General features: G+C 57.7%; 13 protein-coding genes and 4 pseudogenes. 6 read left to right on the plus strand and 11 right to left on the minus strand.

Annotated elements, in window-relative coordinates; all coding sequences use genetic code 11:
* Positions 1-92: 92 nt before the first annotated feature.
* Positions 93-1,145 (minus strand): annotated as a pseudogene (locus tag ACVISU_RS18115) (c-type cytochrome); the annotation flags it as partial.
* A 58-nt stretch (positions 1,146-1,203) separates the two neighbouring features.
* On the opposite strand from ACVISU_RS18115, the gene ACVISU_RS18120 reads away from it, so the two are divergent.
* Positions 1,204-1,521, plus strand: a complete 318-nt coding sequence (locus ACVISU_RS18120) for a hypothetical protein (protein WP_456707827.1) — start codon at positions 1,204-1,206, stop codon at positions 1,519-1,521.
* Positions 1,522-1,810: 289 nt separating this feature from the next.
* Here the strand turns inward: ACVISU_RS18120 and ACVISU_RS18125 are convergent, their stop codons facing one another.
* Entirely contained in the window at positions 1,811-1,978 is a 168-nt protein-coding gene (locus ACVISU_RS18125) for a hypothetical protein (protein WP_456707828.1), read from the minus strand.
* Between the two features lie 82 nt (positions 1,979-2,060).
* Between ACVISU_RS18125 and ACVISU_RS18130 the strand changes: the two genes are divergently transcribed.
* From ACVISU_RS18130 to ACVISU_RS18140, 3 genes are all read left to right on the plus strand, one after another.
* The gene (locus tag ACVISU_RS18130) at positions 2,061-2,252 is read left to right on the plus strand and encodes a hypothetical protein (RefSeq protein WP_456707829.1); all 192 of its coding nucleotides are present in this window, start codon (positions 2,061-2,063) and stop codon (positions 2,250-2,252) included.
* A gap of 438 nt (positions 2,253-2,690) precedes the next feature.
* Positions 2,691-2,957 carry a hypothetical protein gene (locus ACVISU_RS18135; RefSeq protein WP_456707830.1) on the plus strand — a complete coding sequence of 89 codons (267 nt, stop codon included), beginning with the start codon at positions 2,691-2,693 and terminating at the stop codon, positions 2,955-2,957.
* A 53-nt stretch (positions 2,958-3,010) separates the two neighbouring features.
* Entirely contained in the window at positions 3,011-3,142 is a 132-nt protein-coding gene (locus ACVISU_RS18140; protein ID WP_456710851.1) for a hypothetical protein, read from the plus strand.
* 219 nt (positions 3,143-3,361) lie between these two features.
* Here ACVISU_RS18140 and ACVISU_RS18145 read toward each other — a convergent pair whose 3' ends face one another.
* From ACVISU_RS18145 to ACVISU_RS18165, 5 genes and pseudogenes are all read right to left on the minus strand, one after another.
* Positions 3,362-4,303, minus strand: a complete 942-nt coding sequence (locus ACVISU_RS18145; RefSeq protein WP_456707831.1) for an oleate hydratase — start codon at positions 4,301-4,303, stop codon at positions 3,362-3,364.
* A gap of 1,960 nt (positions 4,304-6,263) precedes the next feature.
* A pseudogene (locus ACVISU_RS18150) lies at positions 6,264-6,950 on the minus strand (methylase); the annotation flags it as partial.
* Between the two features lie 2,752 nt (positions 6,951-9,702).
* Positions 9,703-10,587, minus strand: a pseudogene (locus ACVISU_RS18155) (IS3 family transposase); the annotation flags it as partial.
* A 9-nt stretch (positions 10,588-10,596) separates the two neighbouring features.
* Positions 10,597-11,958: pseudogene (locus ACVISU_RS18160) on the minus strand (IS110 family RNA-guided transposase).
* Between the two features lie 199 nt (positions 11,959-12,157).
* Positions 12,158-12,478 carry a transposase gene (locus ACVISU_RS18165; protein WP_456707832.1) on the minus strand — a complete coding sequence of 107 codons (321 nt, stop codon included), beginning with the start codon at positions 12,476-12,478 and terminating at the stop codon, positions 12,158-12,160.
* Positions 12,479-12,537: 59 nt separating this feature from the next.
* Here ACVISU_RS18165 and ACVISU_RS18170 point away from each other — a divergent pair, with 59 nt between their 5' ends.
* Positions 12,538-12,954, plus strand: coding sequence for a hypothetical protein (locus ACVISU_RS18170; protein ID WP_456707833.1), 417 nt, complete (start codon positions 12,538-12,540; stop codon positions 12,952-12,954).
* Positions 12,955-13,439: 485 nt separating this feature from the next.
* On the opposite strand, the gene ACVISU_RS18175 is transcribed toward ACVISU_RS18170, so the two are convergent.
* From ACVISU_RS18175 to ACVISU_RS18190, 4 genes are all read right to left on the minus strand, one after another.
* A complete protein-coding gene (locus ACVISU_RS18175) occupies positions 13,440-13,865 on the minus strand; it encodes a globin domain-containing protein (protein ID WP_456707834.1) in 426 nt (141 codons plus the stop codon).
* A 1,802-nt stretch (positions 13,866-15,667) separates the two neighbouring features.
* Positions 15,668-15,907, minus strand: a complete 240-nt coding sequence (locus ACVISU_RS18180; protein ID WP_456707835.1) for a phasin family protein — start codon at positions 15,905-15,907, stop codon at positions 15,668-15,670.
* Positions 15,908-17,783: 1,876 nt separating this feature from the next.
* Complete coding sequence (locus tag ACVISU_RS18185) at positions 17,784-18,074, minus strand: hypothetical protein (RefSeq protein ID WP_456707836.1); 291 nt, start codon at positions 18,072-18,074, stop codon at positions 17,784-17,786.
* Entirely contained in the window at positions 18,065-18,232 is a 168-nt protein-coding gene (locus tag ACVISU_RS18190; protein WP_456710852.1) for an HlyD family efflux transporter periplasmic adaptor subunit, read from the minus strand. The genes ACVISU_RS18185 and ACVISU_RS18190 overlap by 10 nt, the downstream gene beginning before the upstream one ends.
* Between ACVISU_RS18190 and ACVISU_RS18195 the strand changes: the two genes are divergently transcribed.
* On the plus strand, positions 18,197-18,541 hold the full coding sequence (locus tag ACVISU_RS18195) for a hypothetical protein (RefSeq protein ID WP_456711006.1): 345 nt from the start codon (positions 18,197-18,199) through the stop codon (positions 18,539-18,541). The genes ACVISU_RS18190 and ACVISU_RS18195 overlap by 36 nt on opposite strands.
* The last annotated feature ends 243 nt before the right edge of the window (positions 18,542-18,784 follow it).

An 18,784-nucleotide genomic window follows, 5' to 3' on the forward strand; every position in this document is an offset into this window, starting at 1 on the left:
CCTAAGCGGGTCACGGTGTTTTGAGGTATTCCAAGCAACGCCATTCTGTCCTGATCGCTCAAACTTGTCCCGTACTCGTGGCCACATCGGCTATTTCCAGAGCTAATATTGCTGCAGTCCGTCACGGATAGAGTGTCGCTCAGCGGCGCCTGGGTGGCAGCAAGACCAACGTTTTCAATGTCGTATTTCCGTCCGACGCTAAACTGCGATTTGCGCTGCCCTGATGGCTTGAGGAATTCCGCCAGGGTAGGGACCGATCCGTTATGGAGATAAGGTGCGGCGGCCCAAATACCTTGCAAAACAAGAGCGTCGTAGGAGCCCCACGGAGGGAGTAGAGTGTGAGACGCTCGTTCTGCTCCCTGCCGCCTGGCCGTTTTGATTGCTTCCGAGGTGTTGACAGTATCGAAAGCCGTTTGCAAATCCTGCAGCGTTGGCGGTAGTCGCACCAGTCCCAGAGACTCCGGCGTGTCCGACGATCCTGGATCTGGCGCCGCTGCCACCCGTGTGTTGGTTGACGGGGCGCCGCCGGCCAACAGATGTTCCGCGATCGAACCAATGGCCGAGATCGCCAGAATGTTAAGAATCTCATCGTTTGCGGTCGCGAACGGAATGTACGCTCCCTTCAGCACGCCCGTATTCGCTCTCCAGGCGAGGATGTCGTATACTCGTGTATCGGTATCAACGTTCTGGACCGGAGTTCGCCATGTTTTGACGAATGGAAAGCGCTGCTCTCCCTCTTCTATCCCGCGGCAACCGCTGCATCTCCCTTCAGCGGAATCCCTTTCAAAACTCGCTTTGCCCCGCGCGGCTAAAGCAGCGTCAATCGTCCAGGGCCATTTCGGAGGGCCGATCCGCTTCGCCAGGTTTTCAAGCTGCCTCAAGCAGTCGAAATTGAAGAAATTATTGTCAAGGAAATTGATGATCGCACCCTGACGCTTCGGCTCAAACGTAGGATTCGGTAGATAGCCGTACCGTGACAAACCGTCCGCGAGGAATGGCTGTCCGTTCCTTTGCTTCAGCGCCTGCATCCAAGACAACGTAATCAAACGCGAGCCCTGATTGTGCGAATAGAAGTCAGCTCTCGCTGCCGCGGTCCAATCCACCCTGGTCAAGATAGATGGGATTGGCGTCGGTGCCTTGAGCATCCGATCTTGTCGTGACGACAAACGTTGAGGCGATCAGAAAGAGAGTGCGGAGCATCGTTTGTCCTACCGCTTCCATTGTCAAAATCGCCCGAAGAAATATTCGCCGAAACCCCATGCGTTTCCGGCGAACGTGGGCTTGCCTTTCGGCCTGCAGTTCGTCGGATCATTGGTTATCAAAGGGCGCGGTCCAACAAACTTCAACCTGCCAAGCCTTGGAGGACGGCATCAGCCAGCGGTGTATGGGGTAGCCGCCATCCGCGCCGCCCTCGAAACCGCTGGCGTCACCTTCTTGGCTGACGGCCAGTCCGCCGATGGTGGTCCTGGTATGAGGCTTACGCGGCAAGAGGAGTTGCACGGCCAACCCGCAAAGATCTGAGCGCTCCATATTCGCGTGGGGATGGTCAGGGAGGAGGCAAAATGCTCGATTCCATTTCGCGGTTCGCGCTCAGTTACCAAGGGCTTTCACGTTAGCAATTTTTGCTCGCGCACCAGGAACTGCATTCGGGAAAAGATCATCGCGTCGCGCCGGATTTGTCGGAGGCATGCAAGCGTGCGGCATCGCAATTGCGGAGTCTCACTGCCACAGTGGTTCCGAGAGATCTTCCCGATGTCGATCTGGAATGGCGCCGGATCGACCAGCAGTACCACGCTTCTCACGGCGCCGCTCACTGATCGCAATCTTCCGGTGAGATCGATGTGTACACCAGGCCGGTGAAGGGCGCGAGCAATGACTGACGGGCTAAAGAAAAATGAGGCGCGACCGTAAAGACCTGCTCAGCTAATTGAACAGGAATCGCGGCCGCAATCTCACAGCCGAAGAGTTTGAAGCGCATGCGAACCTGACGCTTGCCGAGGAGTTCGGGAGCGTCAATCTGGCCAATAGCTTCGCGGTCGGTTCAAGGGATTTGACGGTGCGTGTCGACGGAAGGCAAATCAGCGGCAGTCGCCGATATCCACGAAGAACGCGTATTCTGGAATGATAACTTTTACGCTGAGACTTTTGATTTCCGCGACCGGATTCATTTTGCCCGCTTTGATGGCTGCACCTTCGTGAAGTGTACCATCGTGCTCGATAGCAGCGCCGAACAACTCGCCTTCACCGGCTGAAGTATCGATCATATCGATACAGACGAGGCTCGCGGAGTTGTTGCCCGTGACAATGTTTTCGATCGCCCCATTGCGGAGCGAAAGGCTGATGTCGAACGACGGCTGTCTGAATCTCTGAATCGGCGCCTAAAGTCCTAAACGCCGAACGCGCAGCCACCGGAGTCATACGGATGGCGAAGGCGTGCCCTTCCTCCATACTTTGTCCAGGTCGGGATTTTGCGCACCAACCGACGGTCGGCAGAGGAGCGTGCACCACCTGAAATCTCCCGGAACCACCGAAGCGGCTGACCTGAACAACTCGGTTGCGCTGTTCCATCATGACCGATCTTCATGCACCGACATCCAACGCGGAACGGTCAGGCTGCGGCCAGGCAGCATCAGTGGAATTGATCCAGATCAAGCTTGAGGCTGTACTCATTGGAATTCTCCTCTGGCCAAATGACCACGTTGCTTGGCGCGATCATTGCCCATCGGAGGGCAGTCATTATGCAGTTCGTTTCGCATCCAAGGCCCGGTAGTGATCTTGCAACTATCCTACAGCTGGCAAAGGACGGCGCGTCACTTTGGAGGAAACACGGGGCCGATGTCAGCTATTGGCCCGTGATCGGCGGCGAGATCGGAAACTATGCCTTCGTCGCCTGCTTCGATAGTGTAGAAACTTATGGGCGCACCTTGGCATCACTGGGTGCCGATGAAAGAAGCTAGCGCTGTTGGAGGTCGTGCGTGAGCAGACTGTGACGAAGAAAACGCAATACATAATGACACTGATAGCTTCAGATCTCCCGCGCATCGAGGAGAAGTCTCCCCCCACCTTCTCACCGGACGAAATCATACTCCGCCTTCACGACGACGGAGCCGATGGCCTCCTCCTCAAGATGGCGGAGTTCTAGCTTCGGAAGAGGTTCCGCCGCAGCGGGAGTGCCAGCATGAGCGGCTACCAGCGAGCACGTGCAAACAGTGAAGGAACTGTCTCGCGCAGCCTTGCGAATGGACGATTTCGCCCGAGATCGGCTCCTTGCAACTCACACGCCTAACACGTACAGTTAACAATGCAGCCTTCCGGTTGCACAGGATAGGAGCAAAGCGCCTCGCTCAGAGAACGATGATATTTATCGAGCCGCTGTGCCGGCTTTCGTGGTGTCGAAATGGTTCAGCATTAGCTCACCCAAAACCGCCGGGTTGAGGATTGGGACTTCCTTGCCGTCGCGCAGCCTGCCGATTGCCATAAGTAGCTTGCGTATGTCATAGGTCGAATTGAAGACCTCCGGCACACCACGTTCAACGTTCAGGAGCGTGTAGACGGCCTCCATCGCCGTGCGGACCGAATATTCGGTCGTGAAGATGCAATCGCGCTCCGCCGACTCGGCAAATTGGCCGATAAAAGCAAAGTTAGCAGCCCCTGTGGGCACAACGTTTGGCCGGTCCCCCGCCTGCCGCGGCATGAAGAAAGAGGTGACATACGGCATCATCACCGGCACTGTCCTGGCGGCCGTTGCGGCGAGTTCTGGTATGTCCTCAACCGGCGCGCCGAGGTGATACAGCCATTCCTGGGTGATTTCCTCGCCTGTGCAATCTTGCATCGGTTTGTTGACGTAGTCTCCGGGTTCGTCGACAAAAAGTGAGTAGATCCAAACGACGATCTGATCGCTGGGCTGGTGCTTGAAATGCGGCTGGCGGTTTACGGTCCAACTGAGGAGCCAGCTCGAATCCTTCGCCGTAACGATGCCTCCTGTGACGACCTTGCCGCTGAACGGATCGCGTTTGGCGATCTTGCGGATATATCCCGGAATGCGCGCGTCCAGAGTCGTGACAGTCGCCGATTCCCATTTGGTAGCGGGGATATTACCTCCGAAGACGTCCGGGCGGCCGAAGGCCGCGTCCTTGGCCGCTATGCGGCGCCACAGATCCCATGCAGGCGCCGGGCCTTCATCGAGTTTGGAGGGCGTGTGATGGTCTCCCTTGTCCGAGTTCTCGGTGAGCGATCCGATCGTCATGAATACAAGATCATCGGCGCCAAGGGAGACGCGGCCCGCGACACCTTCCTCCAACAAGTAAATGGTGGTGGCCTGCTTGCGTCCAAGGTTAGTCCACTTGCCAAGAGGCCAATTGCGACGCCTCCGAGCAAGCCGGCACCGGTATGGAAGCTCAACATGGCGATCGTCATGCCAACGAAGACCGGGAGCGCAGAGGCGGCAGCATGAACGCCAGCCAACAGAACAAGCCGATGACGAGTAAAATGAGGGGTGGTCCGAGGATGATCATGGCGGTGGGCTCCGTGAGATAGAAGTCTGACGGCTGCGCCTTCCACCAGCACCACGGCCCGGCTGTGAGTATAACCGCAAATAGGCCCCTTGAGTAACAATATCGATCGAGAGCTCTGCGCCTACTTGCCGATAACGGCCGACAAGCGCGACTGCCTCCGCCGTCGAGGAAAACCGGGAACGAGAGGACGCTTCCGCCGATCGAGCGCTGACGAACACACCGCTTGATTTGGCGTGGGCCATAAAAGACACGGCAGCGCCATCTCTCAAGAATGGGCAGCTTGAGATCGGTCCGACCGCGGTCTCGCGGTCGGGCAAAGCGTGGGCCGCGCTGAGTAAGTCGACTACGAGATTGGGATTACGCCCGCCTGCCGGTAGCCGCCCTGGAGCGGCAGCTGGGGTATATTCCAGAAATCCCGGACGGAACCCAAAATCCTGCCTAGCTCAGGGAATGCCGAGGTTCAAACCCACAGTTCACCATCTCGTCAATCTAGCGCCACGCATTTCAACAAACTCGGTTGACACCCTGCTCCGTGCTCTCGTGCCGAGCATTGCGTGAAGCACGGGGCCGCGATTTATCCAAGACGAAGAATTTCTACCGCGTGTTTGCCGCGGTTCGTCATTCAGTTCAGAGCTGACCTTCGCCCCTTTGCGCAGCTTTTCTCCATCTTCACTTCCAAGGATTTGCGTGCAGGCAGAGGATTCCAGCTGCGGCTGAATTAATCTAGTGTTGCTCTCAGTCCGGAGCTTATCGTTCGGCCATGACGTGTTGCTCCATGGAAAGGCGCACGCTACTGATCAGATTGAATATTCACCATTGTCCCCCGCGACAATTTCGGGGTCTCCAAGATGGAGGTCATGCGGACTCGCTTGAACGACCTCCAAGACCTTTTTGTTCGCTGCATCGGCGCTTTCGCGATCCTCGAATATCATCACAGCGACACCGACGCCTTCACCGCCATCCAGCACATAGTACTATCTGAATCCGTGCGATTCCCGTAGCATCTGCACCCACAGCGCTAGCTGTGGGCCGAGCGGGATGGCATCACGCGCGACATTCGACAGAACTTGTCCGGTAGCGAATCCGTGCGTGCGAGGCAATTACCGTCGGGCTCGATCGCGGCGAGATCGGAGTATCGGTTCGCCTCTTTGAACGAGATCGGTTCGATAGCCTCTGGCGGCATCGCGGCTCCCGAGGCCCTTGGGCTCGCAACGTGTACGATGTCAGCAATTGAGGAAGCGTTACGCGGCGCGTGCCCCGAACCCCGTGGCCCTCCGGGCCCGGGTGGGCACTGCTGTAAGGTGTGGGCCGCACATACATGTCGTTAACCCGACGCGGTTTGGACGGAACCAGACGCGCTACTAATGACGCCGGGGACGTAAGGGGATCGGATCAATCTCGTCATCATGTATAGCCATCAGCTCACCCGGCTCCAAGCCGAGCCTTTGCAACTGCTCCTTTTCGATTGGACAGTTGAGCATGGCGGCCTTTGCGCCGCAGTCTGCTACGGTCCTCCTCACCGCTTCTGAGGGGTCAGCGACGGCTACCACGTATGTTACGTGCCTATATTCTTCGTCGTCTTTCTTGAAAAGAGCGACTGTCACTATCCAACCACCCATCTTGCTGCGCTCCGCAGGCACTGCCTATGCGCTAGCAGGCCTCCGCAATTCCGGTGCCATCGAACAGGGTAACCGAATTCATTGCACGAATATCCCAGCCGCTACGATGGCGAACGAGGCTAACCGAATGCGCGGCCGCCCGTGCGAGATAGCTACGCGCGGTGTGCGGCGCCGGCGACGCTGACATGGGCGCGCCGGTTGATGCAACCCTCAGGTGAAGTGGAATGTGTTTCGCCGATCCAGCGGAGCAGAGTCACAACGTCGGGCGCCATTCCCGGCTGCTCTGGGAACGCCCGCGGGTCATCGACGGGCACCTTGTCGATGACGGTGGGGCGCGTCTCGATCGCGGTGCCGTGCTTGACGTAGACCGCACCGGCGATCGCGGCGGTGAACACCACGCGGCCGAGTTCGTGCAATCGGGCGAATGCGCCGCGCCAGGCCGGGGCTTCGGCTGAGAAGTTTGCGCCGGGGATCGTGACCAGCGGGCCGCCGTCAGCAAGACGGGCAAGCACTGAGGCGATGTGGCGGTACGCAGTGTCGGCCACGCGGCGGGAGACGCTCGGCATCGCAGAAAACGGCGGATTCATCAGCACGACACTCGGCACGATGGCGGGATCGATCGTCCATTTGGACTGCATCGAAGCGCGTGACGGAAATGGCCGGAACGAGGGGAAGAGAGCAACTTGGCCCGGGTATCGGCCAATTCGTTCAGCCGAGCCGCCGGCGATCTCGGCGAGGATGACGAGCAGCCCGGTGCCTGCGGACGCCCCCCCAGCACGCGATCCGCTGCCGTTATCGCGGCCGCGGTCACGAAAGCAGTTCTCCTTTCGGGCCGGCAATAGTTGTAGCTTCCTTTGCGTCTTGCGCTCAGCCGCATACTTGCCGTCGCGTTCAGCTTGTTTCAGAGTCTTGATCACCAGCTCCTCGGCTTGTTTCCATCCGTCGTTTGCAATTCCACCCTCCGCAAAGTACTCGAAGATAACACGGAAGGTCAGAGCACGGGCCTGTGGCGGCCCGCGAATCCAACTTTGGGGCTGAACCAGCGTTGAAGAGTTTCGAGTTGGTCCGGCGTACCACGCGTGAGATCGGCACGTTCCCCGAAGAGCAGGAATGTCGCAATGCGGCGACCTCCAGTTGCGTATCCAGGTCCTTGGCTTCTAGCCAACGGGCGATTGCTTCTAATGGAGACATAGTTTGGCTCTCCTGCCTTTCAGTCGCGGTTCAAGCGTTTGCGACCGCATAAGTCGGTTTGCGAGAGCGATTCGGCCAAGAGAACGCTGCGCTGATCAACTACAAGAATTTGCGGGTTCAAATCCCTACAATTGTCGCACACAATCCCTACTAATAATCGCAACTGACCGGGTGGTGGCGCCTTGACCACGTTGGTTATCGATCGTCAGTGAAAACACTGTACCGACTTGGCTGGCTACATCGCATGCGTCGGTCGGTTCTTGGACATAAAGTCATCATCGGCCGATGAGCACGAAACGGATTTGGCTACGACACACTTGGTATGTTTCCTTTAATCAATCGAAGCGGCCAAATCGATATCCCATTCGAGAAACCAGAACTTTTCCGAGCGAGGCTGACGCAAAACAATTTGCTAGCGAACTGCTGAATAGTCCTCCTGCACGTTTGACTACGATGTTAGCTGGAACGATAAACCCATATTATCCAAGACGCGTAATTGGATCGAGCGACATAGTACTTTGGATTCGCGGTTGCAATTGAGCCCCATATAGCTGAGCGGGACACCAAGGCGAGATTCATTCGTGAGTGCGGTCCAAAGGACGTGGTCGCGTTCGTGCGTGATCCACCCGCAGTAATGGTGCCCAGGCATCGTCAGCAATCAATGGCAGCTAAGGCTCCGGCAACCAAGGTGCCAATGGTTGAAACATCGCGAACTTGCCATGTCGACTACCAGATCTCATCGGTGACTTCTGTTGAAATTTAACGCTTGGTGACCACCGATCGTTAGTGGCAAGCTCGTGCGAGTGAGGATGACTGTAAGCCTCACGCAATCAGTTCTGTCGGAGTTGGGCGGAACGCTGGGGGAGATACTCCACTCGGGCAGCTCACCAGTTCTTCATGAGCCGGATCAATAACCGCGCTGGCTTTATTGAAGCGGCCGAGGAGAACACTATGATGGCACGCTTGTTTTTGCGTTGCTGCTCCTTGCCATCGTATCGCTACGGGCGCACGCGCAGCTGCCAGTCCCTTCTACGCAGGTGAATCAGAGGGCTCCGTTCTTTCGGTACCGACGCTAGACGCACCAACAGGAGACTTCACGGGAGCGTATGTGAATAGCGCGGCGGGATTTTCGTGCCAGGGATATCCGTACCCTGCAGCGGGAAACGTCACGGCGAACAGAATATACCTCTACGTCAATTGGACCTCATCTACAGCTCCGACCTGCAGAACAATGACGATCTGGCATGGCCGTATAGCGGGTGACCCGATTCCAACTCGATGGACGATGTACCACGTGGGGGCCGACTGGCACTTTCATGAAATGAATGGACGGGATTTCTTTACGAGGAGGTAGACCAAACCTAGTGGAAGTCGCGTTTTTGATCGCTCTTAACACCGTTGCTGGATACGCGATCGTATGAGCGTCTGCTTCATCAATGATGCAAATGATTTGGTTGCGAGGAGCGCACGAACGATGAGTTGGGCACGCTCGAAACAGACGCGAACTGCGGTATCACTGCTCGTAGTGCCACTTTAGAGATGTACGTTCATAGGTAAGTGCGGGGGCGCTCAATGCAGAATTTGCGGGTATGTCGCCTTTTGTTTGGTGATCTTAGCTTCCGCATTTGAGGGTGCGCAGGCAGGCGAATTCGTCGAGCGCGGAGGCGCGCTTGAGAGAGAAGAACATCACACTGCCGGCTGCTGCGGCGACGGTCGACAGCTTCGTCAATGCGGCTCAAGTGGCAATCTCTTGTTCATGGCCGGCAGCGTCTCAAGCGAGCCGAAGGGTAATCTCGGCCGGGATCTGACTGTCGAACAAGGCTATGAGGCTGCACGGCAGGCCGGCCTGATCATGGCAGCCTCGATCGGGTGAAGCGCGTAGTCAGGTGGTCGGCATGGTGAACTCGGCCGAGGACTTCGCTGACCAAGCCAAGTTGGTCAATGGATATTCCGACCTGATGGTCGATGCGTTCGGGAAATAAATTGTGCGACATGCCCGCTCCTCGCTAGGTGGCGGCGCTTCCTTGCCGCGGTCGAAGTCGAAATGATTCTTGAGGTGGACTAAGTTTGCGCTGCTCGGGATCCCTTCTACTTAGGAAGAGTCTTACGCGAGCGTTGAAAATGGTCGCCGTGCCGACGTGCTCTGTCGGTTCTTATGGCGGCATGAAGCTCGGACACGCGCTCGAGGACTCTGCGCTTATCGTTACTCCGAAGCAGTGCGGCAATCAGGGCTAGTACATCAGAGGGGCGTTCAGTTGCCAGATCGCCAGATCAGGAGGTTGCCATGAAACGACGCGCCACCATTTTAACTACAGCAGCTGAGCTGTGCCTCGCTGTTGCCGTCCCGATGTGATCTTCCCCCAGAAAAATGGACAGAGTTAAGCTGCTTTTAGCTCCATCCCGATCGGGCTGATAAAGCCGATAGCGGAGTGACGACGAGTTCGATTGTAGAAGGCCTCGATATAGGCAAAGATATCCCGTAAGGCTTCTGCCCGTGTTGCATAATGCCTGTGGTGGTCGAGCTCGGTCTTGAGCGTGTGAAAGAAGCTCTCCATCGAAGCATTGTCATAGCAGTCGCCCTTGCGGCTCATCGACGCCCTGAGGCCGGCGGACTGCAACAGCTTGCGGTAATCCGCCGAGGCATGTTGAACGCCGCGATCGGAATGGTGGATCAGGCCGGCACCTGGCCGCTGCGCCGAGATCGCCATCCGCAAGGCCGCCAACGGCAGGTCGGCGCGCAAATGATCGGCCATCGCCCAGCCGACGATTTTGCGGCTGTAGAGATCTATGACCGTGGCCAGATAAAGCCAGCCCTGGTCGGTCTCGACGTGGGTGATGTCGGCGAGCCAGATCTGGTTGGACGCGGTGGCGATGAAGTTGCGCTTGAGCAGGTTCGGGACGATCGGGAAGTCGTGAAAGCTGTCGGTGGTCCGCACCCGTCGTGGCCTCGCCATGATGGCCCTGATACCGTGGCGGCGCATCAACCGCTCGATGCGACCACGGCTCGCCCCGCGGCCCTGAGCCTTCAACTCGACATGGATACGCGGGCTGCCATAATGCCCGCGGGTGTCGCGGTGGACCCGCCTGATGTCGTCGACGAGGTCACGATTGGCGGCAGATCGTCGGCTCTCCGGGCGCGAGCGCCGCGCATAATAGCCGGCCGGCGAGACGCCGAGCAAGTCGCACAGGAGCGCCACCGGATAATCGGCGCGGCGATCTTCGATGAAACGGAATCTCATGTCCGTGTTCCAGCAAAGATCGCGATCGACTTCCTAAGAAACAGCCGGATTGGCGTCTCCCGGAATGGCCTGCAATACAAAGCCTAGCGACTTGGCACGGCGTCGAAGGTTAGCAAGGACGCGGCTGCGGTATTGTTGCTCATAGTGGTCGGCGCCTGGATCCCTGTAGCTCATGCCGTGCCGAAGAGTGTTGTAAATCAGAACTGCGATCTTCCGAGCGGTCGCTGTCACCGCTTTTGATTTACCCACACGTGAGGATAGTCGGCGATAGAATGCGCCGAGCGCCGTATCGCTACGTCCGACGGTCGTTGCTGCCAACCGCAACAGTGCGGCTGCCCGACTGGAGGATCTCCGTATCCGCGACGATAGCACCTTGCCGCCGGAGATTTTGTTGCCGGGTGCAAGGCAGAGCCAGGAGGTGAAGTGCTTAACACTCGGCCAGGCCCTCAGATCGGTGCCACACTCACCGACAGCTTCAATGCCAGCGATGGACCCACCCCATGGATCTCGGTCAGATCGACGCCGAGCACTCCGTAGAGTGCGGTTCTGACATCGAACGTGGGCATGTTGACCTGTTTGGTCTTGATGCGTGGCTTGGATAGCTTCCCGGCCGGCTTTGCGCCTTTACTGTTCAGTGTCGCGATCAGGACCTCTATCTTGCGATCGCAGTCGAGTATCTTCGCTTGGTAGACGTCGTAAAGTTCCAGCGATTGGGTCAACGCGAAAGACATGTTCGTGTCGATTGTTGCCTACCAGTGCCGCGCGGATCGTCTCGATGGATGAATGGCACCGCACGTCCCGATAGGTTGCCAAGACGTCAGGATTCCGGTCGCCTGCGGCAATGGCTCGGATGATCCGCATGCCGGTTACGCCCGTGATATCCGTGACCACATGATGGAGCTGCAGATTCATCTCCATCAGGGCCTTCTGCATATGCTGGATATGGGCGGCGGCATATTCCACCAGCCGCTCCCGTTGACGCAGATACGCGCGCAGGGTTGCAATCTCGGCATCCGGTCGGAAGCTGCCGCGTAACAGGCCATAGGAATGAAGCTGGCGCAACCACGCGGCATCGCTGACATCGGTCTTGCGCCCGGGCACGTTCTTGGCGTACCGCGCATTGACCAAGATCACCTCAAACCCGCGCTGCTCCAGGATCTCGTAAAGCGGGATCCAATAGACCCCAGTGGATTCCATCGCGACACTCGTCACGCCGCAGGCTCTGAACCAGTCCGCCAGCTCATGCAGGTCTTGGGTGAATGTGCCAAAAGAGGGCACCGGTGCGTCGGTGCAAGCTGGGTCCACCGCGGCCATGTGCATCCTTGATCCGATGTCGATGGCCCCGACGTTGATCAGCTTTAGTTCCGGTCGGGCTCCGGTCGTCCTCTTGGGCATGGCAATCCTCCAATCAATGATGAGTAGGAGGGTCTGGGCTATGCCAATCGTCATCTTCCTAATCGGGATCGCCGTCGAAGCAGCGTCACCACTCTCAAGTCCGCATGCACCCATGGACCATGTCTTTTAACGGGGATTGAGCCTCCAATAATCAGACGGCCGCTACCCTCCCAGCCGCAGAGGATACACAAGGCTGTTTCTAAGCCGCACAGGCGCGCCGCTGCGCTAGACGGTTTTTTAAAATGTCGCGCTCCATGCGCAGCCGCTCGTTCTCTCGCTGCAAACGCGCGATCTCGGCCGCGTGGTCCGCCGACGGCAGCGTCGCCTGCGTTGTGGGCAGCCCCGTCGCCGCCGTCGGCTCCAGCCGGGCCCCGCGCTGCTCCACCCACCGCCGCAGCACGGAATCGCGCAGGCCAAGCTCCTTGGCAACAGATACGATCGAGCGCCCGCTCGACGCTACAAGATCAACCGCTTGCCGCTTGTAGTCGTCCGGAAACGACCGACGTTGACGTCCTTCCATCCGACACCTCCTGGCTCTTCGAGCCTACTACAGGTATCCATCAATTCGGAGGAGGTTCAATGGGCGATGCGTTCGCCCAGCAGACGCAGCGCGTATCCTACAAAGCGGGCGCGGAAAATGCCAAATACACACAACAGCAGTTTCTCGACGTCGGCGAGGTCGCGGGCCATCAGGTGCGATCATTTGAAATTTATCGCACTTTTCCGACTAACCGTGCCGTCGTCAATGGTTTGAAGATCAAGGAAACGTGGACGCGCGGCGTTTCCGACTACGTCGACAATAATGGTCCCGCCAGCATATACAATGTCTACGTGTTCGAGAATGGCGACAAGTTCTTCACCCGCGGTACTGTGCTCGCTCATAGCGCGGAGCCGGGAAAGCTTAGCAGCACGACTGTCTCGTACATCACGGGCGGCACCGGAACGCTCGCTAATATTCGTGGAATTGCGCGAACAACCGGCCACGCCGACCCCTAACCGGGGGTAAATGAGTCGTAAGTCGAGATCGAATATTCGATCGGCAAGTAGCTGCGGATCTCAACACTTAACGATCCCATCGCTTAGCACTCGTCGATGCAACGTTGGAGACTTTCCAATTCAGCGGATCGCGGAATGTCGGCTCAATTGCACGAGCACCGGTGGCACCCACGCGCCTTTCCGTGGCAGACGAGAGGATGCGCATGATTGGATAGCTCAGAAACACCTTCAGCGATGCCAGGCTCTCCGAGCGGGAGCGGATTCTGCCCTCGGGGCGTCGGCCAGCCCGGCCGACATCGTTCACTCGCCGTCTCGCCGATCTGTCACCGCGAACCCACTCACATGCCAAATTCAACGACGGATCGAGGAAGGGCTTATCCGAATGGTGTTGAGCTTCCCACTCCACAGACCAGCGTGGTGCTGAGCGTTGTGCCGTGACCTACGTCCTATGGGCGTCCGACATTACGAACTAGGCTTCTCGCCCGCTATTGCCAAAACGAAGAATGCCGGCCAGTCGCGCGCAGCATCTCGTTCTGGGCGGTGGCATAAAGTGCTTGCCAGGACTCTCTCAGCTCAGGGGTGAAATACGCGCCGAATTTGCGCTCAAAGCTCCACATCAACGCCTCGCCCATTGCGACAAAGTGCGGTGGCTGAACGCCAAGTCTGGCGTGCTTGTGACCGGAAATCGCGATCAGCGATTGGAAAATCGGTCTTTCGTCGAGCGAGGCGACCAGCGCCGCGATCATATCCAGCACCTTCATCCGCTGCTTCTCAGTATCGCCGCCGAACATTTGTCTAGCATCAGGAGCTAGTTCGACGAACCTCTTGTAACACAGGTCAGCGAGGTCGCGTCGGACCGGCCACATCGCGTCAAATGATGTTCTGATAAGGTCGACCTGCTCCAGCGTCATTGGTCACACGAGCAGGCTCGTAACGAATAGTCTTGTAATCTTTGCGGCTGAGGGATACCTCCCATCTGAAGCGACGAAGGAGACAAACTGGTGCTTGCGGTTTCAGCAGCGCCAAAGATCCTGAGCTTCATTCGCGGAGACGCGCTCGTGCCAATCGAGGTGACTAATCCAGAATGACAGCGAGCGCGCTCATTGTGCTGCACTGTTGAGATTGAGAGCATGTGGAACTTCTTTTCTTACACACAACGCGTACCGCGAAAGGACAAGCGTTGGTGAGCCATCACTTGCTAGTGGATGTTTGCGTACAAGCTCTGTGCTCGTCTTCGCGAACTCGTAGGGGCCTCCTCGCCGGCGCATGATCTCCCAAAGTGCGGCCAGCTTCTGACGGTTGGCAGAGCGAATAGCTGCCTCGAAAGCCGCTATATAATTACGCCTGTCCATTGCTGCACAATCCTTTTGAAGAGAGTTCCGGTTTTGACGGCGCCCTTGGAGGCGGCTTAGTCGCCACAAGCTCCGCAATCGCGGCAAGTACGACGCTCGTATCGGCCTTCCCTTCGGACCATTCCTTCAGCGCCTGTATCGCGTTTTTAAAGCCTCATCACGGGTCACGGAACAATCTCCACAGCACAACCCTGTGGCCGGCCGCGCGGCCTGCGACTATGAAGAAACGCGCGGGCATCTGAAGACCGCCCGCGCGGAGTTTGCTACGCTAAGCTTGCGTCCGCGTTGCGTGAAGATAAGCAGCCAAGCCGATAAGCTTCTCAACAACTCGCATGCCACGGCACCGTGGAGAAGCAGAGCCAAACGGCGCGGTATCGACAGAGCACAGTGAGGCCGGCGCGACGGAAACACGTGCGGGCAGCTGCTGACGACCGCCCGCACGCCGTCGCACCTCATACACGCCGTCAACCCGAAGCCGTTTGAACGGAAGCAGACGCGGCTAATGATGCCGAGAGGACGCGGGGATTGGATGTTCGTCATCGTGTATCGCGATCAGTTCGCCGGGCTCTAAGCCGAGCTTTTGCAACTACTCTTTTGAAGCGGGCAGTTAAGCGTCCGGCCCTTGCGACGCAGTCGGCTATCGTCTGCCTCTCCGCTTCCGCCGGGTCGGCAACGGCAACGGCAACCGCGTATACTACGCGTCTGAATTCTTCGTCGTCGCCGTATTCCTTGAATACTACGGCAGCTGTCACCAACCAACCATCCATCTTCCTGCGCTCCGGGGACGCGAAATCGGCGCTGCCTTCATCTCTTGCATAAGTCTTGCGACTACTATGATGCCGATGGATACTAGGCCCTTCAAAATTACGCAGCCTAGGTACTATAGGTCGCCGCGCACTACCTGCTGTTCGGCGCGCTGCGTTCGACAGCTTGACACGGCAATCCAAGTCCCAACAACTACTGGCTTGCATAGGTGCATAGCCCGCCGACAACGTCGCCCTAGCGAAGCTGAGGTTCAGCAACTTTAGCGAATTCCAAAGAGGACCCTGGATATCTGCAGCATTGGATGCCGGTCCGCCTCTGACTTTGAGGTAATCCTCGACTTTAGGACCAAACCGCGACTTTATCTGGAGCACGTAGCGAATGGCGAATAGAATTGAGCAGAGACCTCATTCGCTAGTTCGCGCAATTGCCGCACGATCACGTCCAGGTCAAAACGGGTTTGCATCGGTTTCTCGATGACCGGAGACTGCTTGCGGCCGCCAAGCAAATGACACCTCTCCAACGCTTTCCTCCGGAGGAGAGGCGCGCCGAGCTTGGCGGAAACTCCCGGTGCTCGAAGATGCCGCAAGGTACGACTTCTAGCGCGAGCCAGCCAAGATCGTCGGAACCGGCCTGCGGAGCCTATGGAGCTTCTGTGAATCAGCAATAAGAGTTGCATGAGTCTTCTTCAGGAAATCGGTTTGAATCTCAAGAGCTTCATAAAACGATCGCGCGCCCGCCAACTTCTCGAAATAAGACTTGGCATGTTCGAAGGATTTTTTGGCATAGTCAGCATAGATTTTTGCGATTTCTTGATAGCTGACCGGCACTTTTTCCACTGATATGATCCTGCGCTTGAGGAAGTGTCAGTCGACGTGAACTGCGCGCTGATCTCCTTCGGCGTGTGCTGCAATTGATCTGGCGGCGGGGCCTCTTGTTGACCAAATTTCTGCCTGTGCTGTGCAGTTTCGTCGCTCTGTCGATCCGCGTTCGGGTTGCCCTTGCCGGATTTTCGTGGTGCCTCACTGTGGTCTGGACTCATTGCTGGATCACTCCGTAGTTTGAATCCCAATCAAGTTGCAAACTCCGCCATGCTTGCGCTGGTATCATGATTCCGATCAGCTCCTTGTACGGCGATTTGCTACGTTTAGCGAAGCTCTTCTACGCAGTCGCTCGGCTGGCTGCGAAAGCGGTGTGTCGTAGCATGCCTGCCCTCATTCGCCACCTCGCTCCCTTGCCCGCACATTGCCGAATCGTTCGATCGTCGCACAACAATTATCAACCTGGGTTTGCTCCCACTGCGATCTGCGAGGAGCTCCAATCCCTGAGAGCGCTGGGAGTAAGGCGGGCATCGACCCGTTCTCTCCAAGACCTTCCGACTTCGATCACCTGCTTTTCGAGCGGGCGAGGTGTCAAACATCCTCCTCCAGCAATGCCCATGTTTGGGGGACCAAGTGCGCTACTGTCGAGACCTTCTAGATAATTCGTTCGACGGTCTGTCCGTTCTGCGCTCGCCAGATCGATTTGAATTTATGGATGCGAGGATTGTCGTTGCTTGTGAGGGGCAAGTCAGCCACACAGGCCAACAAGAGGCCGAGACAGAAACACGGCACGCGTTTTCTTGCTATTTTCCACCTGCCGCCCCGATCCATCTGTTCTCTCTGTGAGGCACCAATCCTACGCGGATCACAAACACGCTATTCCGCAGCATTGAAAGTTAGCGGCGACGTGACAAGACGGCCGTCGGTATCGGCCGAGCAGACCCGCCCCTGGCTTATGTCACGCGCCACTAACTAACCTCACTAGCCAGCTACGTCCTCAACTTGCGATGGTAGCCATGCCTGAGGGAGGGACCCTAGGCACCTCGAGGGTCTGCATTCTTCGTGCCAAGGCAATAGTCGACAGTTCACACCGTGTTTGTGTTGGCTTTGTCTGCTTTGCGACTAACTCAGGTCTCGGTCCTTGCACTCAGGCCTGTCATGTTGACCTTGTCCTCTCCGCAATCATCGACCGTGCAAGCGAACCTTTCGCTGCAGCTCAGACATGAATGAAATCCCTTTGGGCCCCGTCATCAACGCTGTTTGCGTCGGCGCACGGGGGCCCACGCGGTCGATCTACCTACGTTGCTTCCATTATCGGCAAATAAGGACCGCGAGCCGTGCCAAAATTGGTGGGCTTCCCAAAGCGACCTGCTCGCTCACTGGAGCGGCATCAACGAATCGGGTCGGTTGCCGCGGATGGCGAGCGGGATCAGCATGGGCGCGAGGCGTTGACTGCGGTGGAGCGACACTACCCTGGACGAATTGAGAAGTGACGGATCCTTGATAAGTTGACCGCGAGAACAGGTTGGCACCGCAAGCACACGGTACGAGCATTGTCCGTTGTTGGAAAGATCGACCAAGCCCACCATTGGACGAGGGGCGACTGGCGAAACCGGACCTGCGATAGGCCGGCGGTGAGGATCGCCGTGATCATCTCGCCCGAAAGTGCGCGCGAATGGATTCCGGATCCAGCCAGCGAACGAGCTTTTCAAGAGTCTCGACGGTTGATTTCGCTAGAAAACGTTGGCCGAATCCGGCCCTTTCCGAGGTCAGATTAGGTTTTAGCTAATGCTTTTGATGCCGGGTCGGATGAACATAGAGGATGAATAATCGCATTGTTTACGATGCCTGGCCACGCCGTTTCTGCTTTCAAACCCTTATCTGGCGTGCGCCTTTACCGCTCACGCCAAGCGTGCATCAGTTGATCCGAAATAGGCTTGACAAGGTAAGACATCACTGTGCGCTGACCGGTTTGAATGAAGGCTTCGACAGGCATGCCGGGGATCAGCTTCACGCTCTTTAGGCGTGCGATCTGACCGCTTGGTACGGCAATGCGGGTCAGGTAGAAGCTTGCTCCGCTCTTCTCATCTGCCGCGACATCGGCGGACAGTGGGTCACTTCGCCGCGGAGTGGTGCGCTGGTTGAGAGCTGTGAAACGCAACAGGACGGGCTGGCTCACTGACACGCGATCGATATCCTGCGGAGCGATGTGTGCACCTCGACGACAAGTGAGTCTCGGGCGGGAACTATCTGCATGATTGGTTCGCCGCCACTGATGACTCCGCCGACGGCGTGGACTGCGAGCTGATGCACCGTGCCGTCCTGTGGCGCGCGGATGTCCATACGCCTGAGCTGATCCTCAGCAGCCACTCGCTTCTCGACCAGTTCCGCGGTCTTCGCACGAATCTCGGCGAGTTCCTGTCCCACCTCGGTGCGGACACCCTGATCGATCTGCATGATCTGCAGCGTAGTCTCGGTAATTCGGCCCTTGGCTTCGGCGATGGCGGCGACCAGAGCGCCACGCTCACCGTGCAGGCGCGTTGCGTCGCGCTCGCCGTGTCGCGCGTGATCTGGACGAGGTGCTTGCTCCACAACTTGCAGAGGCCCGTGAGCTCCCGGCTGACGAACGTTGTCTCGCGATCTTTCGCCTGAATCTGCTCATCCAGCCCGCGGATCTGCTTGGCTCACGCGCTCGTTAAGCTGCGCCTTTTTACCGGCGCGGGCGCGTCTCAGCTCAAATAGCTTCCGCTCGCCGATGATAACCCACGCCACGTCCGGATCTATGGCGCGCGCGGCAAGCTTGGCGGGAACGCGGGGGTAATTCTCGTCGTCGCGCTCTGCCTCGAGCCTGACTTGGCGCGCCGCCAGCTAGGTCATGCTCTTAATAACGATCAG

The organism is Bradyrhizobium sp. USDA 4452, from assembly GCF_054063575.1.